Source organism: Streptomyces sp. NPDC016851 (genome assembly GCF_055562795.1).
In genome coordinates this window covers 1-25,622 of the sequence record NZ_JBVHEP010000012.1, presented here as the reverse complement: position 1 = coordinate 25,622, position 25,622 = coordinate 1, and the positions used below count along the sequence as shown (strand labels likewise).

Annotated in this window: 16 protein-coding genes, 1 tRNA gene and 1 riboswitch; of the genes, 10 read left to right on the top strand and 7 right to left on the bottom strand. The window is 72.9% G+C overall.

The genetic code is table 11. From position 1 onward, the window contains the following. Nucleotides 1-21: 21 nt before the first annotated feature. From ACZ3I3_RS20385 to ACZ3I3_RS20370, 4 genes are all read left to right on the top strand, one after another. Nucleotides 22-1,242, top strand: coding sequence for an alginate lyase family protein (locus tag ACZ3I3_RS20385; protein WP_467366976.1), 1,221 nt, complete (start codon nt 22-24; stop codon nt 1,240-1,242). Between the two features lie 54 nt (nt 1,243-1,296). After that, nucleotides 1,297-1,370, top strand: a tRNA-Met gene (locus ACZ3I3_RS20380). Nucleotides 1,371-1,671: 301 nt separating this feature from the next. Then, a riboswitch (cyclic di-AMP (ydaO/yuaA leader) is annotated at nt 1,672-1,828 on the top strand. An 11-nt stretch (nt 1,829-1,839) separates the two neighbouring features. Then, nucleotides 1,840-2,871 carry a M23 family metallopeptidase gene (locus ACZ3I3_RS20375; RefSeq protein WP_467366974.1) on the top strand — a complete coding sequence of 344 codons (1,032 nt, stop codon included), beginning with the start codon at nt 1,840-1,842 and terminating at the stop codon, nt 2,869-2,871. A gap of 133 nt (nt 2,872-3,004) precedes the next feature. Then, nucleotides 3,005-3,949 (top strand): aldo/keto reductase, encoded by a 945-nt coding sequence (locus ACZ3I3_RS20370; protein WP_467366972.1) that lies wholly within the window; start codon nt 3,005-3,007, stop codon nt 3,947-3,949. A 33-nt stretch (nt 3,950-3,982) separates the two neighbouring features. Here ACZ3I3_RS20370 and ACZ3I3_RS20365 read toward each other — a convergent pair whose 3' ends face one another. The 4 genes from ACZ3I3_RS20365 to ACZ3I3_RS20350 form a co-directional block, all read right to left on the bottom strand. Further along, entirely contained in the window at nt 3,983-5,401 is a 1,419-nt protein-coding gene (locus ACZ3I3_RS20365; protein ID WP_467366970.1) for a PrsW family intramembrane metalloprotease, read from the bottom strand. A gap of 73 nt (nt 5,402-5,474) precedes the next feature. After that, a complete protein-coding gene (trmB, locus tag ACZ3I3_RS20360; protein WP_467366968.1) occupies nt 5,475-6,308 on the bottom strand; it encodes a tRNA (guanosine(46)-N7)-methyltransferase TrmB in 834 nt (277 codons plus the stop codon). Between the two features lie 390 nt (nt 6,309-6,698). Then, a complete protein-coding gene (gene lhgO, locus ACZ3I3_RS20355; protein WP_467366966.1) occupies nt 6,699-7,898 on the bottom strand; it encodes an L-2-hydroxyglutarate oxidase in 1,200 nt (399 codons plus the stop codon). An 89-nt stretch (nt 7,899-7,987) separates the two neighbouring features. Next, nucleotides 7,988-9,409: an MFS transporter gene (locus tag ACZ3I3_RS20350; RefSeq protein ID WP_467366964.1), complete on the bottom strand. Its 1,422-nt coding sequence runs from the start codon at nt 9,407-9,409 to the stop codon at nt 7,988-7,990. An 827-nt stretch (nt 9,410-10,236) separates the two neighbouring features. Here ACZ3I3_RS20350 and ACZ3I3_RS20345 point away from each other — a divergent pair. After that, on the top strand, nt 10,237-12,354 hold the full coding sequence (locus tag ACZ3I3_RS20345; protein ID WP_467366962.1) for an asparagine synthase-related protein: 2,118 nt from the start codon (nt 10,237-10,239) through the stop codon (nt 12,352-12,354). 399 nt (nt 12,355-12,753) lie between these two features. Then, on the top strand, nt 12,754-16,059 hold the full coding sequence (locus tag ACZ3I3_RS20340; RefSeq protein ID WP_467366960.1) for an AfsR/SARP family transcriptional regulator: 3,306 nt from the start codon (nt 12,754-12,756) through the stop codon (nt 16,057-16,059). Here ACZ3I3_RS20340 and ACZ3I3_RS20335 read toward each other — a convergent pair. Together ACZ3I3_RS20335 and ACZ3I3_RS20330 are read right to left on the bottom strand one after the other, a co-directional pair. Then, the gene (locus tag ACZ3I3_RS20335; protein ID WP_467366958.1) at nt 16,046-18,061 is read right to left on the bottom strand and encodes a sigma-70 family RNA polymerase sigma factor; all 2,016 of its coding nucleotides are present in this window, start codon (nt 18,059-18,061) and stop codon (nt 16,046-16,048) included. The two genes, ACZ3I3_RS20340 and ACZ3I3_RS20335, sit on opposite strands and share 14 nt — an antisense overlap. A gap of 609 nt (nt 18,062-18,670) precedes the next feature. Continuing rightward, nucleotides 18,671-19,450 carry a TetR/AcrR family transcriptional regulator gene (locus tag ACZ3I3_RS20330; RefSeq protein ID WP_467366956.1) on the bottom strand — a complete coding sequence of 260 codons (780 nt, stop codon included), beginning with the start codon at nt 19,448-19,450 and terminating at the stop codon, nt 18,671-18,673. Between the two features lie 375 nt (nt 19,451-19,825). Between ACZ3I3_RS20330 and ACZ3I3_RS20325 the strand changes: the two genes are divergently transcribed. The 3 genes from ACZ3I3_RS20325 to ACZ3I3_RS20315 all read left to right on the top strand — a co-directional run bounded on the left by ACZ3I3_RS20325 (nt 19,826) and on the right by ACZ3I3_RS20315 (nt 23,226). Then, complete coding sequence (locus ACZ3I3_RS20325) at nt 19,826-21,205, top strand: NAD(P)/FAD-dependent oxidoreductase (RefSeq protein WP_467366954.1); 1,380 nt, start codon at nt 19,826-19,828, stop codon at nt 21,203-21,205. Nucleotides 21,206-21,378: 173 nt separating this feature from the next. Beyond that, a complete protein-coding gene (locus tag ACZ3I3_RS20320; protein ID WP_467366952.1) occupies nt 21,379-23,043 on the top strand; it encodes an ATP-binding SpoIIE family protein phosphatase in 1,665 nt (554 codons plus the stop codon). A 21-nt stretch (nt 23,044-23,064) separates the two neighbouring features. Further along, nucleotides 23,065-23,226: a hypothetical protein gene (locus tag ACZ3I3_RS20315; protein ID WP_467366950.1), complete on the top strand. Its 162-nt coding sequence runs from the start codon at nt 23,065-23,067 to the stop codon at nt 23,224-23,226. 43 nt (nt 23,227-23,269) lie between these two features. On the opposite strand, the gene ACZ3I3_RS20310 is transcribed toward ACZ3I3_RS20315, so the two are convergent. Next, complete coding sequence (locus ACZ3I3_RS20310; protein ID WP_467367308.1) at nt 23,270-24,535, bottom strand: MFS transporter; 1,266 nt, start codon at nt 24,533-24,535, stop codon at nt 23,270-23,272. A gap of 122 nt (nt 24,536-24,657) precedes the next feature. Here ACZ3I3_RS20310 and ACZ3I3_RS20305 point away from each other — a divergent pair, with 122 nt between their 5' ends. Next, nucleotides 24,658-25,206 carry a MarR family winged helix-turn-helix transcriptional regulator gene (locus ACZ3I3_RS20305; protein WP_399415695.1) on the top strand — a complete coding sequence of 183 codons (549 nt, stop codon included), beginning with the start codon at nt 24,658-24,660 and terminating at the stop codon, nt 25,204-25,206. Nucleotides 25,207-25,622 lie beyond the last annotated feature (416 nt).

Sequence of the window (25,622 nt, the reverse complement as noted above, 5' to 3'; positions counted from 1 at the left end):
GACAGCGCGGAGGCAGCGGGCATGCGGGCAGCGGGAAGACGACGTACGGCAGCGCTCCTGCTCACCGCGCTCGCCCTCTTCGCCTCCTCGTGCGGAGCGGTCGACGCGGACACTCCCGCCCACGGCCCGGCCCTGCCCGCCGACGCCCCCTTCACCCACCCCGGCGTCCTCGTCGACAGGGACCGGCTGGACGCCGTACGCGAGCACGTCACCGCCGGGAAGCAGCCCTGGCTGAAGGCGTACCTCGACATGCGGGACAGCAGGTACGGCTCGTACCGGTACCGGGCCGAGCCGTACGGGACCGTCGTCTGCCCGGCCGGTGACCTGGAGGGCCGGGGCTGTGCCGAGGAGCGCGCGGACGCCCTGGCCGCCTACACCCAGGCCCTCCTCTTCACCGTCACCGGCAAGCGGCGGCACGCCGGGAAGGCCCGGCAGATCATGGACGCCTGGTCGGCCACGCTGCGCCGGCATGCCGGAGAGAACGCCCCGTTGCAGGCCGGCTGGACCGGGTCGGTCTGGGCCAGGGCCGCGGAGATCGTGCGGCACACCCCGGGCGCCGGCTGGCCCGCCGAGCGCGTGCGGCGCTTCGAGCGCATGCTGCGCACGGCCCATCTCCCCGAAGTCGCCGTCACCGACCCGGACTTCACCGGGAGCTGGGACCTGGTGGCGACCGACGCGGTCATCGCCATCGCCGTCTTCCTCGACGACCACCGGGCCTTCGGCCACGCCCTGGAGCGCTTCCGGGAACGCGTGCCCGCCTACTTCTACCTGGAGAAGGACGGCCCCGCTCCGCTCACCGTGCCCGGCTCCGGCCTCGCCACGCCGCGGCGGACGACGGCGTACTGGTCCGGGCAGGCCACGTACCGGGACGGTGTCGCCCAGGAGACCTGCCGCAGCTTCCGGCACGTCGGTGTCTCGCTCGCCGCCACCGCCCACATCGCCGAGACGGCCCGGCACCAGGGCGTCGACCTCTACGGCGAGGCCGAGGACCGGCTGGTGGCCGCGCTCGCCCTGCACGCCCGTCACCAGCGGGGCGATTCCGTGCCCGGGTGGCTGTGCGGCGGCCGGATCAAGGGGAGACTCGGGCCGCACCTGGAGGTCGCCCTCAACCACCTGGAGGGCCGCCTCGGCCGGTCCGTCCCGGCCGCGCACGCACTGGCCGTGCGCACCCGGCCCGCCGGCACCGACGGCCTGTTCACCGCCTGGGAGACCCTCACCCACGCGGGCGACCCGGACCGCTGAGCACCGGGTGTGCGCGAGCGGTCCCGCGGATGGCGTACACTGGAGTCACAACGACGCGGGGTGGAGCAGCTCGGTAGCTCGCTGGGCTCATAACCCAGAGGTCGCAGGTTCAAATCCTGTCCCCGCTACTGAAGGCCGAGGGCCGGAATCCGAAAGGGTTCCGGCCCTCGGTTTTTTTCCTGGGTTCTCCATTACCGCCGACATTACTGTCGGTGAGTGAAGCACGCCGCTCCGCATCACAACTGACACACCGTCAAAACCCGTGAGTCACTTGCGTGGTGGTCAACTCGCCCGTTTTGGGCTGGTCGTGGCAGGTTGGTCCGCACGAAAAAGGTTAATGATCAAGCGGAATCGCTGGAATACCCACCGCGCGTCTATTAACGTTCGATAACGCAGCGCGGTCGTCCCAGCCGTCACAGAAGGCGGCTCCGTGCGCACGCGCCGAATCCTGAAAGGGAACCGGGGAACCACCACTTGGGGTGAATCGAGCGGATGCCGCCGTGGAAGCACGGCCGGTATACGCGCGTAGGAGACCTTCCTGCTCCGAACCCGTCAGCTAACCCGGTAGGCGAGAAGGAAGGAAAGGAGTACGCCCACGTGGCGTCCAACCGGCCTGCCCCCGCGGCCCCGTCCGCGCCGAACCAGCGCGACACCGAAACCTTCGGCTACGGCGGTCACCACACCGACGAGGGCCCGTTCCAGGAATGGAACCCCACCGCGGAGTCCATCCGCCCCATCCGTGGCCGGCATCGCGTCACCAAGCAGCGCGGCGGAGGCCTCGCGCGCAGCTCCACCGTCCTCGGCGTCGGCGTCATAGCCGCCGTGGGCGCGGGCGGCATGGCCAGCGCCCAGACCGGCAAGCCGCCGGTGTCGATCTCCGTCCCGGATCTGCCCTCGGTGGGTTCCCTCATCTCGGACGACGACACCCCCGAAGGCTCCGCCACTCCGCTCAGCGACCTCACCACGGCGTCCGCCGACACCGAGCAGGGCACCTCCGGCGCCGGTGAGGCACTGCGCGCCCGGATCATGGCGCAGGTCGAGCACCAGCAGGAACAGATCGAGACCAAGGCCGCGCAGGACGCCGCCGAAGCCGCCCGGAAGGCGGCCGCGGAGGCCGCCGCCAAGGCCGAGAAGGAAGCCAAGGCCAAGGCCGCCGAAGCCAAGAGGAAGGCGGAGGAGGAGGCCCGGAAGAAGGCCGAGGCCGAGCGGCTCGCCGCCCTCGCCAAGCAGTACACGCTGCCGACCTCCGCGTACACCATCACCTCGACCTTCGGTCAGGCCGGCGCCTACTGGTCCTCCGGCTACCACACCGGCCTCGACTTCGCCGCCCCCACGGGCACGCCGATCAAGGCGGTGCACAGCGGCACCATCACCGAGGCGGGCTGGAACGGCTCCTACGGCTACAAGACGGTCCTGACCCTCGATGACGGCACGGAGATCTGGTACGCGCACCAGTCGTCCATCGGCGTCAGCGTCGGCCAGAAGGTCAGCACGGGCGACGTCATCGGCCGCGTGGGCGCGACCGGCAACGTCACCGGGGCGCATCTGCACCTCGAGGTCCACACCGGTGGCTCCAGCAACGGCATCGACCCGCTCGCGTGGCTGCGGGGCAAGGGCCTGAGCATCTGAGCGACGGCGGCGTTTGCGGTCTCGTGCGGGTCTCGTACGGGGGTTTCGTGCGGGGGGTTCGTGCGGGGCCGTTTACGGGAGTTTTGCGTCCGCTGTGGAATGAGCCTCCCCCGCACGGCCGTTGACACGGAGCATGACTTCTCTTCGCAAGCTCGGCTCCTCCGACCTCGAGGTCTTCCCGCTCGCCCTCGGCGGCAACGTCTTCGGCTGGACCGCGGACGAGGCCCAGTCGTTCGCCGTCCTCGACGCGTACACCGCCGCGGGCGGCAACTTCGTCGACTCCGCCGACGTCTACTCGGCGTGGGTGGACGGCAACCAGGGCGGAGAGTCCGAGACCGTCCTCGGCAAGTGGCTGACGTCGCGCGGCAACCGCGCGGACGTCGTCGTCGCCACGAAGGTCAGCCAGCACCCCGAGTTCCAGGGCCTGTCCGCCGCCAACATCAAGGCCGCCGCCGACGCCTCGCTGCGGCGCCTCGGCACCGACTACATCGACCTGTACTACACCCACTACGACAAGCCCGACGTGCCGGTGGAGGAGATCATCGGCGCGCTCGACGAACTCGTGACGGCCGGGAAGGTGCGGCACATCGCCGCCTCCAACATCTCCGCGGAGCGGCTGCGGGCCTCCCTGGAGTTCTCCGACCGCGAGGGGCTCGCCCGGTACGTCGCCCTCCAGCCCCACTACAACCTGGTCTCCCGCGACACCTACGAGGGCGAGCTCCAGGACCTCGCCGCGCGGACCGGCCTGGCGGCCGTCCCGTACTACGCGCTCGCGTCGGGCTTCCTGACCGGCAAGTACCGGCCCGGTACCAGCGTCGACAGCGCGCGGGCGGGCGGTGCCGCCCAGCACCTTCAGACCGAGCGTGGCCGCCGGGTCCTCGACGCCCTCGACGAGATCGCCGCGGCCCATGACGTCCCCGTCGCCACGGTCGCCCTCGCCTGGCTCGCGGCCCAGCCGACGGTGGTGGCGCCGATCGCGTCCGCGCGGACGGTGGAGCAGCTGCCCGCGCTGATCGGGGTCGGGGAGCTGACGCTGACGGAGGCGGAGGTCGGGCGGCTCGCGGAGGCTTCGGCCTGAGGGGTTCCGACCGGGGCCGATTGGGGGGGGCGGCTACGACCGGTACGGGTTGTACGCGGGGTACGGGATCTCGTACGAGGGGTACGGCGTCGGCATCTCGTACGTGGGGTACGGCGTCGGCGTATGTGTCGGCGTATGTGTATGTGTCGGCGTATGTGTCGCAGGATGGCCGTACCCGTACGCCCCGTGTACCGGCCACGGCGGGGCCGCCACCGGTACCGGAGGGGCCGTGATGCGGGCGGCGTAGTCCAGCGCGGGGCGGGCCGTCTCGCGGCGGCGCCACAGCTCGTCCAGCAGTTCCCGTTCCCGTGCGACGAAGTCGGCACCGGCGCGGCCGCGGCGGCCCCGGTGCCGGAGGAACGCCAGGGACGTCGCGTACGCCTCGTAGCGCGCGACCTCCCGTGCCGCCGCCCGGCCCGCGTGGCGGCGGGCGTACTGGCGGGCGATCCGCCGGGCCTGCATGGAACCGAGGGCGTAGGGCTCGACAGGAGACAGCCACCCGGCCACGGCGTAGGCGGGCAGCTCCGCCCGTACGGTCTTCAGCTCCCGCTGCCGGGTCCAGATCACCAGCCATGTCAGCAGCCCGAAGATGGGCACCATGAACGCCGCGTACACGGCGAAGAACCCGTATTCGCCGAACGAGGACGAGCCGTTCCACATCGCGTGCATGCCCATCGCGAGCAGCAGTCCGGAGAGCGGGAAGGCGACGCGGCGGATGTGCTGGCGGTCCGCCGCGAGCGCGGAGACGCCGAAGCCGATGCCGGTGAGGACGGTGAAGAGCGGGTGCGCGAACGGCGACATGATGATGCGCACGAAGAAGGTCGCCGCCGTGACGGAGGCGATGCCGGTGCCGCCGGTGAGCTGGTCGGTGCCGAAGGCGGTGCCCAGGTAGAGGATGTTCTCCGTGAACGCGAAGCCGGTGGCGGTGACGCCGGCTGTGACGACTCCGTCGAGGATGCCGGTGAAGTCGCGGCGTCGGAAGAGGAAGACCAGTAAGACGGCCGCCGCCTTGGCGATCTCCTCGACCACCGGCGCTATGACGGTCGCGCCGAGTGTGTCCGCGCTGGAGGGGTCCGCCGTGGCCGTCGCTATCCAGCGGGTCGCGAAGCTGTTGGCGACGATCGCTATCAGCGCCGCCGCGCAGGCGCCCCAGGCGAAGCAGAACAGCAGATTCCGCCAGGGGCCCGGTTCGACCCGGTCCAGCCAGCGGAACGAGGCTATGAGCAGGGGCACCGGGAGCGTGGCCAGCCCCAGCCCGACCAGGAACCCTTCCGTGCCGGTCTCCTCGCGGACCAGGGCCAGGATGACGAGGCCGGATATCGCGAGGAGCGTGGTCAGCGCCCCGTAGCGCACCCAGGCGCGTTGCCACCAGTGGGCGTGCCGCAGGTGGCCGGCGGCGGGTGCGCCGTCGACGGGACCACGGGGGTATGGGTGTGGGGGGCAGGTGGCCACGGCATTGACCCTAACGACGGATGGGCGCTGTCCGCAGGCGGAAGGGACGCGGGTACGGGTGTGGTCCGTGCGGTCAGGCGCCGGCGGGGGGTTGGTCCACGTGCTGTACGCGGCGGAAGAGGAGGTCGTTCACGACATGTCCCTTGTCCAGTCCCTGGCCCTCGAAACGGGTCAGGGGGCGGAAGTCGGGACGGGGCGCGAAACCGCCGTCCGCCTGCGTGTTCTCGAAGTCGGGGTGTGCCGTGAGTACGTCGAGCATCTGTTCGGCGTACGGTTCCCAGTCGGTGGCGCAGTGCACGATCGCGCCGGGCCTGAGGCGGCTCGCGGCGAGGGTCAGGAAGTCCGGCTGGATGATCCTGCGCTTGTGGTGCCGCTTCTTGGGCCACGGGTCGGGGAAGTAGACGCGCAGGCCGTCGAGGGAGTCCGGGGCGAGCATCTCGCGGAGGAGGATGATCGCGTCGCCGTTGCCGACCCGGACGTTGGACAGGCCGGTCCGGTCCGCGAGGTTGAGCAGGTTGCCCTGGCCGGGGGTGTGGACGTCGACGGCGAGGATGTTGGTGGTGGGGTCGGCGGCGGCCATCTGGGCGGTGGCTTCGCCCATGCCGAAGCCGATCTCCAGGACGACGGGGTTGTCGTTGCCGAACAGGTCGGACAGGTCGAGGGTTCGGCTGCCGTCGATGTCGAGGCCCCACTTGGGCCAGAGCCGCTGAAGCGCGTCCGCCTGGCCGGCTGTGACCCGGCTGCGCCGCGGCTGGAAACTCCGGATCCGCCGCTCGAAGTGCGACCCGGCGGGATCGGCCTTCGGCCCATCGGGAAAACGCGGCTCACCCTTGCCGCGACTGTGCCGGATGGAGGCACCGGGGGCGGGCGGCTGGGGGGCTTCGGGGGTATTCACGGAGTCAGACACAGTGAGACCGATTTTACGGCCGCGGTGTGGTCGCCGGGGCGGTGGTGTGCCTGCGGCGGCCTGTGGCGGTTCGGTGGGGGTGCGCGTAGCGCCTACCGGGGGTGCGGTGGGTCGGGGCCGCGCCGGGGGGTGTCCGTCCTCGGAACGGCGCGATGGGGTCGGGTACCGACTGACTGTCCGTTGACGCGCCAACCGCTGCGGGCGGACATCCCCCGACACGTCCCCTTCCGTGCGTCGGCGGCTGCGGGTGCGTGGTGGCTCAGCTGCCGTCGGCCGCCGCTGCGGGCAGTCGTGCCGCTGGGGCGGCACGGGTGGGCGCAGCGGCACCCCGCTCCGCCGGGCTGCGGACCCACCCGGCCTCAGCGACAACGCCGAGCACCTCGAAACCCCTCACAGCGCGCTCAACGCCCTGCGCGCCACCTCCCTGCCGATCGGCAAGGACGCCGTGGCCGCAGGAGACGGCGCGTTCAGCACGTGCACCGTGCGAGGGCCCTCGCGGAACAGGAAGTCGTCCACCAGCGTGCCGTCACGCAGGACCGCCTGCGCCCGGACGCCCGCCGCCGTCGGCACCAGGTCGTCCTCGGACACCCCGGGCAGCAATCTCCGCACCGCCTCCGTGAACGCCCCCTTGGACAGCGACCGCCGCAGCTCCCCCGCCCCGTACCGCCAGTGCCGCCGGGCGATCCGCCAGGAGCCCGGCCACGCGAGAGTCGCCCCCAGCTCCCGCGCACGGACCGTCCCCCACCCGTACCCCTCGCGGGCCAGCGCCGGCACCGCGTTGGGCCCGATGTGGACACCCCCGTCGATCCCGCGCGTGAGATGGACTCCGAGGAACGGGAACGCCGGGTCGGGGACCGGGTACACCAGGCCCCGCACCAGCTCCGGCCGGGCCAGCTCGTAGTACTCGCCCCGGAAGGGCACGATCCGGACGTCCGGGTCGTCCCCGGTCAGCCGGGCGATCTCGTCGCTGTGGAGGCCCGCGCAGTTCACCAGCACCCGCCCGCGCACGACGTCCCCGGTGGCCGTGAGCACGGCGACGCCCCGCTCGGGGCGGCGGTCGACGCGCACGACCCGTGTGCCGTAGCGGATCTCCGCGCCCGAGCCGTGGGCCAGCTGGCGGGCGACCGCGACGAAGTCGCAGATGCCGGTCGTCCCGACGTGTATCGCAGCCAGGCCCCGCACCTCCGGCTCGTACTCCGCGATCTGGGATCCGCCCAGTTCACGGACCGGAATGCCGTTCTCCCGGCCGCGCTGCACGAGGGCGTGCAGGCGGGGCAGCTCCGCGCGGTCGGTCGCGACGATCAGCTTGCCGGTGACCGCGTGCGCGATGCCGTACTCGGCGCAGAACTTGACCATCTCCGCCGCGCCCCCCACCGCGTAGCGCGCCTTGAGGGAGCCGGGGCGGTAATAGATGCCGCTGTGGATGACGCCGCTGTTGCGGCCCGTCTGGTGCCGGGCCGGGCCCGGTTCCTTCTCCAGGACCGTGACCCGTGTGCCCGGTGCGGCGCGTGTGATCGCGTACGCCGTCGACAGACCGACGATCCCCCCGCCGATCACCAGCACGTCACAGTCGTACGCGATCTCCGGCACCCGCGCCACCTGCACCACCTCCCGCTTCGATAGTGCACTGCGCCACTGACAATGCCTTCAAACGCGGGGACGGCAGCATGCCTGTCCGCCTATGCCGGAGCCATCAGCAGCGGCCGGGCGCGCTCGCGCAGCTCGACCACACGTGGTTCGTCGCCGTACGGCTCCAGCCGGTGCAGGAGGTCCTTGACGTACTCGGTGGTGCGGGCCGAGGAGATGCGCCCGGCGACCTCCACCGCCCGCACGCCCTGCTCGCACGCCGCGTCCAGGTTTCCCGACTCCAGTTCGGCGACCGCCGAGACGACCAGGCGCAGGCCGTGCGAGCGGACGAACTCCTCGGTGGGCTTCGACAGGGCCTGTTCCGTGAAGCGGCGGACCTGGCGGGGCGCCTTGAGGTCGCGGTAGCACTCGGCGGCGTCGGCGCAGAAACGGTCGTAGGAGTAGAAGCCGAGCCAGCTCGGGTCGCTGTCGCCGGGGCGGGCGCGCTCCAGCCAGCTCTCGGCCGCCTTCAGGGCGCCGCCGGCCGCCTGGGCGTCACCGGCACGCGCGTGTGCCCGGGCCTCGACGAGGCGGAAGAAGCTCATCGTGCGGGCCGTGGCCAGGCCGCGGTTGCGTTCGAGGGCCGCCTGGGCGAGGTCCACGCCCTCGTCGCCGAAGCCTCGGTAGGTGGCCTGGAGGGACATGGAGGCCAGGACGTAGCCCCCGAGGGGGACGTCCGCCGCCGCCCGGGCCAGGCGCAGGGCCTGGATGTAGTAGCGCTGGGCCGCTTCCTGCTGGCCCGTGTCGAAGGCCATCCAGCCCGCGAGCCGGGTGAGTTCGGCGGAGGCACCGAAGAGGGCCCGGCCGACCTCGTCGGAGTAGGAGCCGAGCAGCAGCGGAGCCGCCTCCACCCTTAAGCACTCGGGGACCATCGACGAACGCCAGTCGCCGCCGCCGTACTTGGAGTCCCAGCGCCGCGCGTCCTCGGCGGCCTCCCGCAGCTTCTGCACATCACTGTGGCCGACTTTGAGCGGTGCGCCGGAGTCCTCGCCGGGGCCCACGTCACGCGCTACCGAACTGTCGGCCGGGGTTATCAGCCATCGTGAGGCGGGCGTCGCGTACGCGCTCACCGCGAACGATCCGGCCAGCGACTGCCAGATGCCGCCGCCGGCGCGGCGGCCCGCGAGGTCGAGACGGTACAGCTCCGTCGCGGACTTCACCGCCTGTCCGACGTCCCGCGGGAAGGCGAGGCCGACTTCGGGCGCGGGGTCCGCGTCCGCCAGGCCGATCTCGTGGAGCGGCACCGGGCGGCCGAGTTTCTGGCCGATGGCGGCGGCGATGAGGTGCGGCGCCGCACCCTGCGGCACCATGCCCTTCGACACCCAGCGCGCCACCGACGTTTTGTCATAGCGAAGCGTCAGTCCTCGCTGAGCGCCAAGATCGTTGACGCGCCGCGCGAGGCCTGCGTTGCTGATTCCCGCGAGGGCGAGAACGGCGCCGAGTTTTTCGTTCGGCCCGCGTTGCTCCCTGGACATGCGCCACCCCTCGACACAGACGGCTGCCGACGTTGGCATAACCACGCGGCATTCGTAAACCCAGCGTAGTTCGCCGCATCCCAAGCGTTAAGGGGCATTGTTCCGGTTGGCGGGATTGTGGTCCGTACTGAAGTGCGGTTCAGATACAGGCTGTTGCGGTGTGCTCCCAGTGTGTGGCCGTGCGCCTGTCCGTGCGCTCTTCTCCGGCCATCGCGGGAGCGGTTCCATGGTCGTTGCGTGGGTCGGCCCGCTGTACTGGATCCAGTGGGCTGGGGGACACCGCCGCCTTCATCCCCGCGGGCGGCGGAACGGTCCGGGAGGCGTGCTCCGTCTCCCGGACTGCGCGACCGCGCGGTGGTCCGCAGGGTCTGTACGGAGAGTGTTCGACGCTGCGCACGAGATGGGGATTTGGCTGAAAATCGACCCCGTCGATGATGGGGTATCAGGCCTTCTACCACGGTAGTTGAGGGCGCGTCGGGCGTATTCGGGGCGTGTATCGGGGGCGCATTCGCGCCGCAGTCGTACTGGTGACGTGTCGCTGACGTGTCTTGCCTCCTGGCCGTCCCTTCTGTTCTTGCCGTCTCCGCCGCCGTCTCCGCCGCCGTCTTCTCCTTCCGTCTTCGCTGCCGTCCTCGCTGTCGTTCTCGCTGTCGTCCCAGGGGTGTTCGGGGTTGTTCGGGGGTGTCCGGGGCGGCGTGGGTGGCTCCGCCGGGGCGCGTTCGGCGGAGCGCAAGCGGCGCGGGCGCACTCTGGAACGCTTCCTTCATGGCAGCATGGTGAACCGGTTCGTACGGTGCACTGGTTGTCCACAGCCTGTGGAGGCGGCGATGCGGTGGTTGGTGGGATGGAGCAGCACCGCCGCGGGAGCCGTCGCTGCCGGCTCGGCGGGGGCCACGGGACCCGACGGCGAGACCCTGCACCCGGTGGGCTCCCAACTCCTGTGGGGCGATCCCGATCCGCTGTGGGCGGTCGGTGACTGGCGCCCCGACGAAGTGCGGGTCGTGAAGGCCGACGACCGGACGCGCATCGCCGTCCTCGGCATCTGCGGCGCCACCGACGAGCAGTTGCGCGTCGCGCTGTTCGCCGCGCGTGGCGGGGCACTTCGGCATCTGACCGCCTGGCCGGGGAGTTACACGGCCATCGTGCAGGTCGGCCGGAGGGTGACCGTCTGCGGCGATCTCGCGGGCGCGCGGCCGGTGTTCTACACCCCCTGGGCCGGTGGCACGGCGTACGCGACGGCCGCGCTGCCGCTGGCCGACCTCATCGAGGCCAACCTCGACTTCGGGCACCTCGCCGCGCTGCTGGCCGCCCCTGACGTGCCCGCGGCGCTTCATGACTCCACGCCGTACGACGGCGTGAAGCGCATTCCGCCGGGGCATGCGCTGATCCTGCGCGCGGGGGCGCGTGAGATCGCCGGGTACGAGCCGGTCGCCTCGCTGGCGGTGGCGGCGCCGACGGCCGACCCCGACAGTGCGGTCGACGCCGTGCGCGACGCGCTCGTGGAGGCCGTACGGACCCGGCTGTCCGCGCCGCGGCACGTCCCCGGGGCGGACATCGACCCCGGGCCCGTGCCCGGCATGGGGCCCGCCGAGCGGCGTGCCGCGCGCGGGATGCCCGTGCCGGGGATCGGGGCGGACCTGTCCGGCGGGCCCGCCTCGGGGACGCTGGCGCTGCTGGCCGCGGGGCTGCCCGGGAGGCCGGGCACGGTGCTGGGGCACGGCACGGGCGCGGGGGAGCGGCTGCTGGCGGTCACGTTCAACGACCTGGCCGTCGGAGGGCGGGAGGCCGAGTTGGAGCGGGCGGGCGCGCTGGCCGCCAACCCGCGGCTGCACCATGTCGTCGTCGCCGGTGGCGAGGACACCCTGCCGTACGCCGACCTGGAGGGCCCGCTGACCGACGAGCCGGGCGCGTCCCTGGTGACGGCGGCCCGGCACCGGGCGCGGCTCGCGGCCGGCAGCGCGGACCACTTCACGGGCTACGGTGCGCGGCAGGTCCTGGACGCCCATCCCGCGCGGCTGGCCGACCTGCTGATGGACCGCAAGCGGCGCCACCTGGTGCGGCCCGTCGCGGCGCTGGCCAGGACGGACGGCTCGGTGCTGGTCCCCGCGCGCGTGTACGCGGCGGCGCGACGGCTGTCCCGTACGCCGTACCGGACGGGGCTCGAATCCCTGGCCGAGCTCCTGCTCGAGCACCGTACGGACGACGGCCCGGACGCGCCCGGGGGCGCGGTGGAGGCCTCGCTCGCCGCGCTGACCTGGGGGAGACCCGGGCCGGCGGCGCGCTGGCTGACCGGTGAGGCGCTCGCTGAAGTATCGGTTCGTCTTCAGGCGGCGACGCACCGGTCGGAGCTGGTGGGGCCGGGGCAGCGGCCGGGTGACTTCCGCGCGCGTGCGGCGCTGGCGCGGTATGCGGCGGACCTGCGGGTGCTGGAGCAAGCCGCGGAGGTCCGCTTCCAGCGGCTGCACGCGCCGTTCCTCGACAACCAGGTCGTGCGCGCGGCGCGGGCGCTGCCCGAGGCGTTGCGGGTGCGGCCGGGGGCGCGGGCGGCGATCCTGCGTACGGTGCTGGAAGGGGCCGGGGTCCGGGACCTGCCGCCCGGGTGGGGCGTCCCGACCCAGGCGACGGCGGCGGCCGTGGCGCGTACGGGGCTGAGGGTGGCGGCGGACTCCCTGATCTCCCTGTTCGACACGCCGCTGCTGGCGGAGGCTGGGCTTGTCGAGGCCCGGGTGGTCCGCAAGGCCCTCCGCTCCGCGGCGGCGGGCGAACCCCTCCCTCTGGACGGACTCGCCGACCTCGTCTCCCTGGAACTGTGGCTCCGCCGCCTGCTGTCCCGACGCGGCACCTGCTGGACGGGCACCCCGGCCCGCCAGCGGGCTGTACCGTCGGGGATCGCGCCGCAGCGGGGGGCGTTGGGGGCGGGGGCCGCCGGGGTGCGGCGCGTGTAGCGCCTTCGCGGTGGTGGTGGGTCGGGGCCGCGCCGGGGGGTGTCCGTCCTCGGAACGGCGCGATGGGGTTGCGTACCGACTGACTGGCGTTGACGCGCCAACCGCTGCGGGCGGACACCCCCCGACACGTCCCCTTCTCGCCGTCGGCGGGTGCGGGCGCGTCTCGGCTGAGCTGCCGCAGGCCGCCGTGGCCGCCCTAGCTGCGGGCAGTCGTGCCGCTGGGGCGGCACGGGTGGGCGCAGCGGCACCCCGCGACGCCGGGCTGCGAAACCCCTAGGGCTCAGCTGCCGCCGGCACCTGGCGCCGAGTCGTGCCACGCCCGCCATCCCCGCCGGCCTCGGAAACACCCGGCCCCGAAAACCCCACAGTCCTCGCACCCACCCGGGCGACAATGACCCGGTGCGGTACAGAATCCTGGGCATCACCACGGCAGAGGACGAGCACGGCACAGCCGTACCCGTAGGCGGCCCCCGTCTCCGCGCCCTGCTCACCGCCCTCGCCCTGCGCCCCTCCCGCGTCACCACCCCCCAGACGCTGATCGACGAGGTGTGGACGGACGACCCGCCCCAGGACGCCCACGCCGCGCTCCAGGCCCTCGTCGGCCGCCTCCGCCGCGCCCTCGGCAAGGACGCCGTGACCTCGGCCCCGGGCGGCTACCGCCTCACGGCCACGCCGGACGACATCGACCTCTTCGTCTTCGAACGGCTCCTCCAGCACGGCACCGACGCCCTCGCCGCCGACGCCCCCGCCCTGGCGGAACGCCACCTCGACGACGCCCTCGCCCTCTGGCGCGGCCCCGCCCTCGCCGACCTCCCCGACCGCACCGCCGCCACCCGCCCGGAGGCCGCGCGCCTGGAGGCGACCCGGGCCCGGGCCGAGGCCCGCCTACGGCTCGGCCGCGCCCTGGACGTCGTACCGGAACTGCGGGAACTGACCGCCGTACACCCGTACGACGAGCCGCTGCACGCCCTCCTCATCCGCGCCCTGCGCGACACCGGCCGTGAGGCCGACGCCCTCGCCGCGTACGAGTCGGCCCGCCGCGCCCTCGCGGAGGGCCTCGGCACCGACCCCGGCCCGCAACTCCGCGCCCTCCACACCGAGCTGCTCGCGTCGGCCGCGAGGAGCGGGAAGCCGGCGCCCGCTCCGCCCGAGCGCACCGGGAACATCCGTCCCCGCCTGACCTCGTTCGTCGGCCGGGAACCCGAGATCGACGCCATCCGTTCAGACGTGCACAGGGCCCGCCTCGTCACCCTCACCGGACCGGGCGGCTCCGGAAAGACCCGTCTCGCCGAGGAAGCCGCCGCCGGGCTCCCGCAGGCGTGGCTGGCCGAGCTCGCCCCGCTCGACCGGCCGGAGGCGGTGCCGGGAGCGGTGGTCAGTGCGCTCGGTCTGCGCGAGACCGTGCTGATGACCAGTGAGCTGACGGCCCTGCAGGACGACCCCGTCGCCCTGCTCGTGGAGTACTGCGCGCCGCGCAGCCACCTGCTGATCCTTGACAACTGCGAGCATGTCATCGGCGCCGCCGCCCATCTCGCCGAGACCCTGCTGACCCGCTGCCCGGGGCTCACGATCCTCGCCACGAGCCGTGAACCCCTGGGTGTGCCCGGTGAACTGGTGCGTCCGGTCGAGCCCCTGCCGCCGGACCACGCCCGCCGGCTGTTCGCGGAGCGCGCCGCCGCCGTCCGTCCCGACGCGGACGCCGCGCTGCGTGACGAGCGGGCGGTGGCGGAGATCTGCCGCCGCCTGGACGGGCTTCCGCTCGCCATCGAGCTGGCCGCGGCCCGGCTCCGGCTGCTCACGCCCCGCCAGATCGCCGACCGGCTCGACGACCGCTTCCGCCTCCTCACCTCCGGGAGCCGTACGGTCCTGCCCCGCCAGCAGACCCTGCGGGCCGTCGTCGACTGGTCGTGGGAGCTGCTCGACGAGGCCGAGCGGACGGTGCTGTGCGAGGTGTCCGTGTTCGCGGGCGGCTGGGACCTGGCCGCGGCGGAGGCCGTGTGCACCGGACCGGCCGCCGAGCTGCTCGGGGCCCTCGTCGACAAGTCCCTCGTCGTCGCGGCACCCTGCGAGCCGGACGGTTCGCAGGGCTCGGTCGGCATGCGGTACCGGCTGCTGGAGACCATCCACGAGTACGCCGTCGAGCGCGCAGCCGAGACTCCGCAGCTGCGTGCGGCGGCCGAGCGGCGGCACCGGGCGTGGGCGCGCGCCCTCGTCCAGCAGGCAGAGCCGCTGCTGCGCTCCGCCGGGCAACTGCCGTGGGTCTCCCGCCTGGAGACCGAGCTCGACAACATCCGCGCGGCCCTCGACCGGGCCCTGACGGCCGGGTACGAGGAGGAGGCCGGCGCCATCGTCCTGGCCATCGGCTGGTTCTGGTGGCTGCGCAACTACCGGCACGAGGGGCTGCAGTGGCTCGACCGGACCCTGCGGCTGGGTGTGGAGAGGGACGCCTCCGCCGGGCTCGTGCCGTCCGGCGGCGAGCCGGGTCTGCCCGATCCCGTCGACCACTTCCTCGCCGCGCCGGACGGGGAGGCGGGGCATCCGCTGCACGCCCTGCGGATGGATCTGCGCGTGCTGCATGTGTTCTTCATGACCGAGGCCGGGTCCATACAGGCGTTCGTCGACGAGCGGCGGCCGTATGTGGAGCGGGTGTGGGCCTACTTCCGGGAAGGCGGCCCACGGGCGGCCCGGATCCCGGGGATCGTCTGCCCGATCGTCTCCTCCTACCTGGGCGACCGCAGCGACCTCAGGGCCGTCATGGACTCCGCCGTCGCCAACTGCCGTGCGCACGGCGGGGACTGGGAGACCGCCGTCGCCCTGATGTTCCGTACGCACATGGTCGTCGACGGACCCGGTGGCCTGGACGGCGTGGACGAGGACCTCGCGGAGCTGCGGATCCTCAGCCGCCGCGCCGGTGACCGCTGGCTGCGGGCCCAGGTGTGCGGCGCGGCCGGCGAGGCGGCCATGGCCCGCAGCCGCTTCGAGGAGGCCAAGGGGGAGTACGAGGAGGCGCTGCGGCTCGCCTACGAGGTGGGCGCCTACGCCGAGTCGCCGTTCCTCATCGCCCGGCTCGCCGAGATCGCCTACCGCGCGGGAGACCGCCCGGCCGCGCTCGCCGGGCTGGACGAGGCGACCGCCGCGGCCGACCGGTACGGCGTGGCGGACTCCAGGGCGTTCGTCCTGGTGCTGCGGGCCCACATGGCGTCCGAGGAGGGGCACACCGCCCGGGCGCGCGAGCTGTGCGACCTGGCGCGTGCGGACGCTGCGCGCGGCACGCCGCCGCCCCAGTTCGTGGTGCTGCTGGATCTGGTGGACGCCGTGGTCACGGCGAGCGAGTCCGGCCCGGGGGCCGCCCTGGCCAAGCTGACCGGCGCGCTTCACGAGGCCGTGGACAAGCGGTGCTCCGACACGGTCCGGGCCGCGGTCGTGGACAACGCGGCGGGACTGCTGGCCGACCTCGGCGACTTCCCGCGCGCTGCTCGGCTGCTCGGCGCCGGTGACCACTGGTGGGCCGGCCGTCCCCGCCCCATGCCGGAGCACGCCCAGGTGGAACGGACCGGGGCAGCCGCGCGCGCCGCCCTGGGCCCTGCCCGCTGCGAGTCGGAGCGCGCCGCGGGCGCGGCCCTCGCGGCGGACGACGTCCTGCGCGAGCTGGAGAAGGCGCGGAGTGCCTACGCCACCGGGCCAGAAGCCGCTAACCGCAGGTGAACCTGGACTCCGCCCAGTCCGCCAGGGCCAGATTGTCGAGGGCGCCGTGCGGCTCCACCACCAGCCGTACGGTGCTGCGGCCGGTGAGGTTCACCTGGACGGGAACCGCAGCGTCACCGCCCTCCACCAGCCCGGACCGCCACAGCCGGGCCCCGTCGGCGTAGACGGAGAAGTACACCTTGCCGAGCTTCAGCGCCATGTCGTCCACCCCGACGAGCGCCTCGTACGAGGAGCAGGAGCGGTTGAGGTCGATGGTGACGGAGGAGCGGCCGTGCACGGTGACGCCGTGCGTGTACCGCCGGTCGCCGGCCGACAGGCCGTACCGCTGCCAGACCCAGCTGCTCTCGCCGATCCGCATCTCGGGCGCGGTGCCGTCACCGCTGATGTCGTACGACAGTTCGCTCCACTGGTAGACGGCCGGGGCGGGCGGCCTCTCGGTCGGGGGCGGGGTCGGGGTCGGCGTGGGCGTGGCCTTGGAGGGCGGTGTCGGCCTCGGAAGCGCGGGCGGTGGGGTGGGCTTCGGGGTCGGGGCCGGGGAGGGTGCGGACGACGGGCTGGTCCTGGGGGTCGGTGCCGACGCCGGCGTCTCGGCCCGCGCGGGCACGATCGCCGGTGACCCCGGTCCGGGTTCCCGCTGCGAAGGAGAGGGCGTGGGCTCGGCGGGCCGGACCACCGGCGAGGTCGGGGTGGAAGCCGGCCTCGCCTCGTCCTCCGGCTTCTCGTTGCCGGACAGCGCCAGCACCACCGCGGCCACCACGCCCACGGCGACCACACCGGCCGCGATACCGGCCTTCACCGGCGCGCCCACCCCCTCGGAGGCCGCACCGCCTCCGGCTCCACCGGACGAGCCGCCCCCCGCAGCCCCGCCGGTCGAACCGGCACCCGCAGCCCCGCCGGTCGAACCGGCACCCGCCGCCGACCCGCCCGACGAGCCCCCGCCCGCCGCGGCGGCCGCGCCCGCGGCTCCGGCCGCCCCCGCTCCCGCGCCGCCGGCGATGAGCCCGGCCGCCTTGGCGTACCCGGCGGCGCCGAACCAGCCGATGACCGCGAGCGGCACCACCGCGGGGATACCGCCGGCGACCTCCTCGATCTGCGTCGCGGCGAGCCGGCACTTCGCGCACTCCTCCAGGTGCTTGCGCAGCCCGCGCTCGGCACGCGTGCGCAGCCGCCCGCGGGCGTACGTGCCGAGCTGGTCGGCATAGCGCGCGCATTCCTCGTCGGCGGTGAGCGTGGCGCTGACGTGGGCCTGGAGGTAGGCCTGCTTAAGGCCCTCGCGGGCCCGGCTGGCGAGCACGCGCGTGCCGTTGGCGTCCAGCCCGAAGAGCGTGGCGACCTCGCTGGGCGACTCGTCCTCGACCTCGGTGTGCCACAGCACGGCCTGCCACCGCTCCGGCAGCGACCGGAAGGCCCGCATGGCCATGGAGCGCTCGGCGTCGTGCATCGCCCGCACGTCCGCGCCCAGGTCGAGCGTGTCGTCGTCGGACACGTAGGAGCCGCGTGCGGACTGGGCGGCGAACACCGCGAAGTCGTCGACGAGCTGCTCCCGCCGCGCCGACCGCGTCCAGGAGGCGGCGACGCGCCGGACGGAGGTGAGCAGGTAGGCGCGTACGGCGTGCTCGGGTCCGGAGCCCCCGCGTACCGCCTGGAGCATGCGGGCGAAGACCTCGGCGGTCAGGTCGTCGGCGGTGTGAGCGTCACGGCAGCAGGTCCGGGCGTACCGGCGCACGGCCTGCGCGTGGCGCCGGAACAGCTCCTCGTACGCCGTGTCGTCGCCCGAGCGCATCCGGCCGATGAGATCGGCGTCGGAGGGCGGCAGCTCGCGCGGCGGCGGCAGGACGCTGTCCTCACGCCAGGCGCGCTGTGGCGGGACCGAGCCGTCGGCGGGACGCCCGCCCGGCGGTACGGCCGCGCGTCCGCCCTGGCTCGGCACCTGCGGCGGGACCGGGCCGCCGGCTGTGGCGTCCCCGTCACCGCTCGACTCGTCCCGCCCGTCAACGCTCATCGCGGAAAGCCCCCGCCAGCCGGCCAACACGTCCAGACCACCGGGTCAGAGTGCCATATTGGCTTTTCGTCAGAACCCCGGAGTTCGGACGATCACTCATCCGTGGGGATTTGCCGCACGCCAGTACTAGCCGTCACTCATTCGGGGAATGAACCCCTGTCGCCCGAACGGGGCTCGGAGGCGACGGGCGCGATCCGGCGGCTGGTCATGACCGCCAGAGCCGACGAGTTCGATGCACGGGGTCGATCGACCAGACCAGACCAGCCGACCGGCAGGCCGACGACATCGGCCGGTCGCTCCGCCCCGTTCAGGCAGCCCGTTCAGACAGCCCGTTCCGGTCGACCACTCCGGCCGACCGCCCCGCCGATTTCCGGCAGCCGGTTACGGCCGACCGGATCAGTCGGCCGGCCAAGCTGACGAGCCAAGCCGACCGGTCGAGCCGACGAGCCAAGCCGACAAGCCAGGTCGATCAGTCCAGCCGAGCCGACCGGCAAGCCGGCCACACCGCCCGATCGCTCCGCTCGCTCCGACTGCAGAGTCCGACTGCCGACTGACCACTGCCGCCTGACGACTGCCGATCCCGGCTGCCCGTTCCGGCAACCGCCCCGCTCACGCCGGCCGCGACCGCAGTCCCTCCAGCAGGATGTCCAGCAGTCGGGCCGACGCGGCCGCCTGCTGTGCCGCGTCCGGCAGTGAGGGCGCCGCCGTCGCGATCACCAGCAGCACGTCCGACACCGACACGTCCGCCCGCAGCTCACCCGCCGCACGCGCCCGCTCCACGAGCTGACCCACGACCTCGAGCAGCGCCGACGCACCGGCGTCGTCCTCCGCCGCGACCGCCGACGCCGGCATCGAGGCGACCGCCACCGGCTCCTCCGGCACCAGCCGCAGCTCCCCCGGGCCCGGCTGCGTCCGCTGCTGCGGCACGCGCGCCTGACCGGCACGGTCCTCCTCGACCGAGACCCGCAGCACCTGCGGCGGCAGCAGCCGCCCGGCGCCGGAGGCCACCGACGTCCGCAGGAAGCGCGACAGCGCCGACCACGGCTCGTCCTCCTGTCCGAGCGCCGCACGCGCCTGGTCGGTCAGCCGGGAGGTCTCCTCCTCGGCTATCCGCCGCACCAGGACGTCCTTGCTCGGGAACCGCCGGTACACCGTGCCCACGCCGACTCGCGCGCGTCGCGCCACGTCCTCCATCGGCGCGCCGTATCCCAGCTCGCCGAACACCTCGCGCGCCGCCCGCAGCACATGCTCCAGATTGCGCTGTGCATCCACGCGCAGCGGCGTCGTCCGCGCTCCGTTCCCGCGTCCGTTGCCCGCCGTCGCGCTCATCGTCACGCCACCCGCTGCGACAGCGGACGCGGACGACCAATGAGAGTCCTGAACATGCATATGCATTCCCCCGGTAATGACGTCTCCCCCCGGAGACACTCCCCGCCATACGATGCCGGGACGGAGGAACTGGCCCGGGTCCCCGGGCCGCCCGTCGCGGATCCGGCGAGCGCATCCCCCTACACCCCGTCGACACACGAACATAGTTGAGAGGGAGTCAATTCAGAAGGGGCACGTTCCGCACGGAGCGCCCACCGATCGGAGTACGGGTCGCATACGTCCTGAATGTGCCCCCGAGCGCCCCCTGTACCACCCCATCTGACCTGCGAGTATCCCCCGTAGCCTGCCTTTCCGGCCAACTCCGCGCGCTCTCCCGCTCCGGTCACACAATTCGTCGAGGCTGTGGACAAACGCAAGCGGCGGGTGCGTCATGGGATGGTGAAGGAACGTGCGCGCATTCTCGTTGTCGGTGGTGGCTACGTCGGGATGTACACGGCCCTGCGCCTCCAGCGCAGACTGAAACGGGAACTGGAGCGGGGCGAGGTGGAGATCACGGTCGTCACCCCCGACCCATACATGACGTACCAGCCGTTCCTCCCCGAGGCCGCCGCGGGTGCCATCTCCCCCCGCCACGTCGTCGTACCCCTGCGCCGCGTCCTCGACCGGTGCCGCGTCCTCATCGGCGAGGCCACCGCCATCGACCACGCCGGGCGCACTGCCACCGTCACCACCCTCGCCACCGAGGAGGAGGGCACGGGCGGGCAACAGCTGACCTACGACGAACTCGTCCTCGCCCCCGGCTCCGTCTCACGCACCCTGCCGATCCCCGGCCTCGCCGACCACGGCATCGGCTTCAAGACCGTCGAAGAGGCCATCGGCCTGCGCAACCACGTCATCGAGCAGATGGACATCGCCTCCTCCACCCGCGATCCCGCGATCCGCGACGCGGCCCTCACCTTCGTCTTCGTCGGCGGCGGCTTCGCCGGAGTGGAGGCGCTCGGCGAACTGGAGGACATGGCCCGCTACGCCGCGCGCTACTACCACAACGTCCAGCCCGATGACATGAAGTGGATCCTCGTCGAGGCCTCGGACCGCATCCTGCCCGAGGTCGGCGAGGAGATGAGCCGCTACACCGTCACCGAACTGCGCCGCCGCAACATCGACGTACGCCTGCAGACCCGCCTGGAGTCCTGCGCGGACCGGGTCGCCGTCCTCAGCGACGGAGCCCGCTTCCCCACCCGTACGGTCGTCTGGACGGCCGGCGTCAAACCCCACCCCGTCCTGGCCGCCACCGACCTGCCCCGCAACGACCGTGGACGGCTCACGTGCACGGCGGAACTGGCCGTCGAGGGCACCACGCACGCGTGGGCCGCCGGAGACGCCGCCGCCGTCCCCGACGTCACGGCCGGTGAACCCGGCCGCGAATGCGCCCCCAACGCCCAGCACGCCCTGCGCCAGGCCAAGGTCCTCGCCGACAACATCGTGCGCACCCTGCGCGGCGAGCCCCTTCAGACGTACGAACACGCCTACGCCGGCTCGGTCGCCTCCCTCGGCCTGCACAAGGGCGTCGCCCACGTCTACGGACGCAAGCTCAAGGGCTACCCGGCCTGGTTCATGCACCGCGCCTACCACCTCAGCCGCGTGCCCACCTTCAACCGCAAGGCGCGCGTACTCGCCGAATGGACCCTGGCCGGGCTCTTCAAACGCGAGATCGTCTCCCTGGGTTCACTCGAACACCCCCGGGCCGAGTTCGAACTCGCGGCCGGTGGAAAGCCTTCTCAAGACCCCCCGGTGAACCCGAAGGGGTCGTCCTGACCGGACCCAGGAACTCCTCCGGCCGGCCCGGCGTCTGACGGATGCCGGTCGGGTCCGCTCACTGCCAGACTGGTCCACCACCGCGGGCGTGCCACCCCTCGCCCCGGTGCGGGCCCCCGGGGCCCCGGCCGGTTCCGGTGCCGGCCGCCGACGACTACACGAGGCAAGGATTCGTGAACTTCACGCGCTGGAGCGCCCGGCTCCCCGGAACGCAGCGCCGCGCCGCAGCGCGGACCGAGCAGACGGCCTCCCCGGACCGGCGGGGGGAAGGTTCCGTACCCGCCGCCCGTGCCGAACAACTGACCGACGAGCCCCCGTCCGTACCCGCCGTCGACGAACTGCGGGTGCGCGAGGTCCTCGACCGCGTTCCGTCCCTCGTCGCCCTGGTCCACGGCCCCGACCACCGCATCGCCTACGTCAACGACGCCTACACCAGCGCCTTCGGCGTACGCCCCCTGGGCGAACGCGCCCGCGAGGCCCTCCCCGAACTGGACGCCCTCGGCCTGTTCCCCCTCCTGGACCAGGTCCAGCGCAGCGGCAAACCCCGCACGGTCAAGTCCCGCAAGGCCCCCGACGGCCGCTCCTACACCTTCACCTGCACCCCCGTCGCCCAGGGCGACGGCAAGGGCGGCGGCGACGGCCGCGGAGTGCTCGTCTTCGCCACGGACGTCACCGACCACGCCGAAGCGGCCGAACGCCTGCGCGCCAGCGAACGCCGCCAGCGCGAAACGGCGGTGACCCTCCAGAGGTCACTGCTCCCCCAGGAGCTCGAAGAACCCGACGACCTGCGCGTCGCCGCCACGTACCACCCCGGCGGCACGGAGGCCGCGGTCGGCGGCGACTGGTACGACGTCATCACGCTGGGCGGCGGCCGCACGGCCCTCGTCATCGGCGACGTCATGGGCCGCGGCGTCCGCGCGGCAGCGGTCATGGGCCAGCTCCGCACGGCGGTCCGCGCCTACGCCCGCCTCGACCTGCCCCCGCACGAGGTCCTCCAGCTCCTGGACGGCCTGGCCGCCGAGATCGACGCCAACCAGATCGCCACGTGCGCGTACGCGGTCCACGACCCGAACGAGGGCAAGCTGGTCTACGCCTCGGCGGGCCACCTCCCCATCCTCGTCCGCGACGAGAACGGCGCGGTCCTGCGCGCCGACGAACCCACAGGACCGCCGCTCGGCACCGGCGGCTGGATGCACTCCTCGGGCTCGATCCCCCTCGGCCCCGGCTCCACGGCCGTCCTCTACACGGACGGCCTGGTGGAGCGCCGCGACGCCGACCTGGACGAGGGCATCGCCGCCCTGGAACGCGCCCTGGCCGGCGCCACCGGCACACCCCAGGTCGTCTGCGACCGCCTGGTCCGCTCGGCCGGCGTGACCCCCGACCACGACGACGACGTGGCCGTCCTGGTCCTCCAGCACCCGGCTCGCACCGGCCCGGAGAGCGAGCTGTTCCGCAACGCCGCCCTGGATCTCCTGGGCGGCGTGGAAGCGGCCCCCCGCGCGCGTGCCTTCGCCTCCGGCGTCCTGACCAGCTGGCGCTTCCCCGCCGACCTGCACGACCTGGGCGTCCTGGCGACCAGCGAACTGGTCGCCAACTCCCTCCAGCACGGCACACCGCCGATGCGCCTGCGCCTGCGTCGCACCGACCGCCGCCTGATCATCGAGGTCACCGACGGCGACGACCACCTCCCCAGGCGCCGCCGCGCGGAACCGGGCGACGAATCGGGCCGCGGCATCGCCATCGTCGCCACGATCGCGTCGAACTGGGGCTGCCGCCGGACCCCGGGCGGCGGCAAGGCGGTGTGGTGCGAGTTCGCCCTGCCACGCGGGGGGATGTGAACGTCCGGCCAGCACGACCCTGTGCTCCCGACCGTCGTCCTCGCGGCGCGGATCTCCGGCTTCGTGCTGAGCGTCCCGTGGTGGCAGCTGGCCGTCCTCGCCGCGGCGATCTACTTCGCCGCGCTGCTCGCCGCGGTCCACTCCGCCCACCGGCTCCGCGTGACCGAGGCGCGATCGGCCTGACCCGGACAGCCCGGCCCGGGCGCACGCCGACGGCGCAGGTGCCTCACACGTCCGCCGACACGGACGCGTCACCCCGCGCCACGATCCGGCTCTTCGCGAGCCACGGCTGATCCTGTACGTCGGTCAGCTGCCGCCCCAGCCGCACGGCGAGAACGGTGATCCCCAGCGAGAACAGCAGGAACGCCACGATGTACGGCGCGTGCAGCGAGGCCCCCAGCGGCCCGCCCACCGCCGGCCCGACGGCCAGCGCGAGCTGCTTGACCAGGGCGAACGCGGAGTTGTACTGCCCGGCCATCCCCTCCGGCGCCAGATCGGCGACCAGCGGGGCGACCGTCGGCGACAGCATCGCCTCACCCAGCCCGAACAAGGCGTACGTCGAGACGAACGCTGCCGTCGCCATCTCCTGGCTCCCGTGCCCGAGCCCCGCGTACCCGGCGACAGCCCACGCCACGGCCCAGATCAGCCCGACAGCAGCGATCACCCGCGAGCGCCGACGCCGCTCCACGAACCGCAGCACGGCGAACTGCGCCACGACGATCACCAGCGTGTTCGCCGCCAGGGCGGTCCCCAGCGCCGACGTCGATATCCCGGCGGCCTCGACCCCGTACGCGCTCAGCCCCGACTCGAACTGCCCGTAGCAGGCGAAGAACAGCACGAAGCCCAGCACGCACAGCTGCACCATGGCCCGGTTGCCCAGCAACTGCTTCCAGCTGCCCCGGCCCGACGTCAAGGGCGCGCCCTCGATCCGCGGCGCGTGCGGCACCCGCACCGTCGCCATCACCACGACCAGCAGCATGAACATCGCCGCCTCGATCGCGAAGAGCAGCGTGAAGGAGGCGGCGCTCGATGTGTCGACGAGATGCCCGCCGATGAGGCCACCGACCCCGAGCCCGAGGTTCTGCAGGAAGAACTGCATGGCGAAGGCCCGCGACCGCGTCTCCGCCGACGAGCAGTCCACGATCATCGTGGCCAGCGCCGGCTGCATCACGGCCTGCCCGGCCCCCAGCAGGGCAGCCGACACCAGCACGGCGGCCGCACTGCTCGCGACCCCCAGACTCAGCGCCCCCAGGGCGGCGGTGACCAGGGCGGCGAGCAGCACCGGCAACGGTCCACGCCGGACGATGGCCCGCCCGGCGAACGGCAGCACGACCAGCGCCGCCACAGCGAAGACGGCGAGCACGAGACCCGCCGTCATGGCTCCCAGCCCCCGCACCTGCGCCACATAGACGTACAGATACGGGACGGTGAAGCCGAGCCCGAACGCGCTGAGTGCGTTGCCCACGTGGATCCGGCGCATCGCTGCGCCCATCGCCCTGGTCACGTTCACCTCTCTCACTAGTTAGGAGTGAAGACTTCGAAACTAAAGTTCGAACCTAAAGAGTACATATCCAAGGACTTCAAGGCAAAGAACGGCCGTGCCATACTGCGCCCATGGGCGACACCCCCGGCCCCAGCGAGCCGACCCTCGAAGAGCAGATCGCGGCGTACCAGCGCGAGTTCCAGGACCTCGACCCCCAGGTCGAGCAGATCGTCTCGGCCCTGTCCCGCCTGAACCGCCGCATGAACGTCGCCTACGGTCGTCAGACCGCGGCCCTCGGCATCAGCAACGCCGAGTGGGAGGTCCTGAAGGCCCTCGTCCTCTCGGGCGCCCCCTACCGACTGGGTCCGAGCGACCTCGCCAAGCGCCTCGGCCTGACCCCGGCCGCCATGACCCACAGGATCGACCGCATGGTCGGCGAAGGACTGGTCACCCGGGAGCGGGACGAATCCAACAGGGTCCGCGTCATCGTGGAACTCACCAGCGGAGGTCGTGAGAAGTGGCTGGAGGCGATGCGCCTGGCGTCGGTCTTCGAGGAGGACCTGCTCCAGGACCTGTCCCCGCAGGAGCGCACCGCGCTCGGCGAGGTCCTCACCCGGCTCCTGCGCCGGGTGGAAGACGCCCAGCCTGACGCCGGCGGCCGCCTCTCCGACCTGGACTGACGCCCGCACAAAAGATCTTGACAGGGGTCACTTGACAGCCCCCTCCCGGATCCGTAAAGTTCTTCGGGTTGCCGCGGAGCCGTAACGGTTCTGCGACAGCACTTCCGCCGCATGAGCGGCACCCAACCACTAGCAAGATCGCTCCCAACGGGATTGATTTCGGCGTGCCCGAATTCAATTCGAATTGGGGCTCGACGACCTGATCGACTCCGCACTGGCTTCGATTTTGGAAACGCCGAGAGAACGCGCTAAGGTTGGACACGTCGGAACGGCCCAGCGGCCGGGAAGACGAACCCCGCTGACTGGGGGTCAGATCGAAGAAAAAGATCTGATAGAGTCGGAAACGCAAGACCGAAGGGAAGCGCCCGGAGGAAAGCCCGAGAGGGTGAGTACAAAGGAAGCGACCGTTCCTTGAG

What these genes read in the sequence shown, in the direction of transcription:
- ACZ3I3_RS20385 (WP_467366976.1), top strand. Translation starts at nt 22, where the DNA reads ATGCGGGCAGCGGGAAGACGACGTACGGCAGCGCTCCTGCTCACCGCG.
- ACZ3I3_RS20370 (WP_467366972.1), top strand. Translation starts at nt 3,005, where the DNA reads ATGACTTCTCTTCGCAAGCTCGGCTCCTCCGACCTCGAGGTCTTCCCG.
- ACZ3I3_RS20350 (WP_467366964.1), bottom strand. Translation starts at nt 9,409, where the DNA reads ATGTCCAGGGAGCAACGCGGGCCGAACGAAAAACTCGGCGCCGTTCTC.
- ACZ3I3_RS20345 (WP_467366962.1), top strand. Translation starts at nt 10,237, where the DNA reads ATGCGGTGGTTGGTGGGATGGAGCAGCACCGCCGCGGGAGCCGTCGCT.
- ACZ3I3_RS20335 (WP_467366958.1), bottom strand. Translation starts at nt 18,061, where the DNA reads ATGAGCGTTGACGGGCGGGACGAGTCGAGCGGTGACGGGGACGCCACA.
- ACZ3I3_RS20330 (WP_467366956.1), bottom strand. Translation starts at nt 19,450, where the DNA reads ATGCATGTTCAGGACTCTCATTGGTCGTCCGCGTCCGCTGTCGCAGCG.
- ACZ3I3_RS20325 (WP_467366954.1), top strand. Translation starts at nt 19,826, where the DNA reads ATGGTGAAGGAACGTGCGCGCATTCTCGTTGTCGGTGGTGGCTACGTC.
- ACZ3I3_RS20310 (WP_467367308.1), bottom strand. Translation starts at nt 24,535, where the DNA reads ATGGGCGCAGCGATGCGCCGGATCCACGTGGGCAACGCACTCAGCGCG.
- ACZ3I3_RS20305 (WP_399415695.1), top strand. Translation starts at nt 24,658, where the DNA reads ATGGGCGACACCCCCGGCCCCAGCGAGCCGACCCTCGAAGAGCAGATC.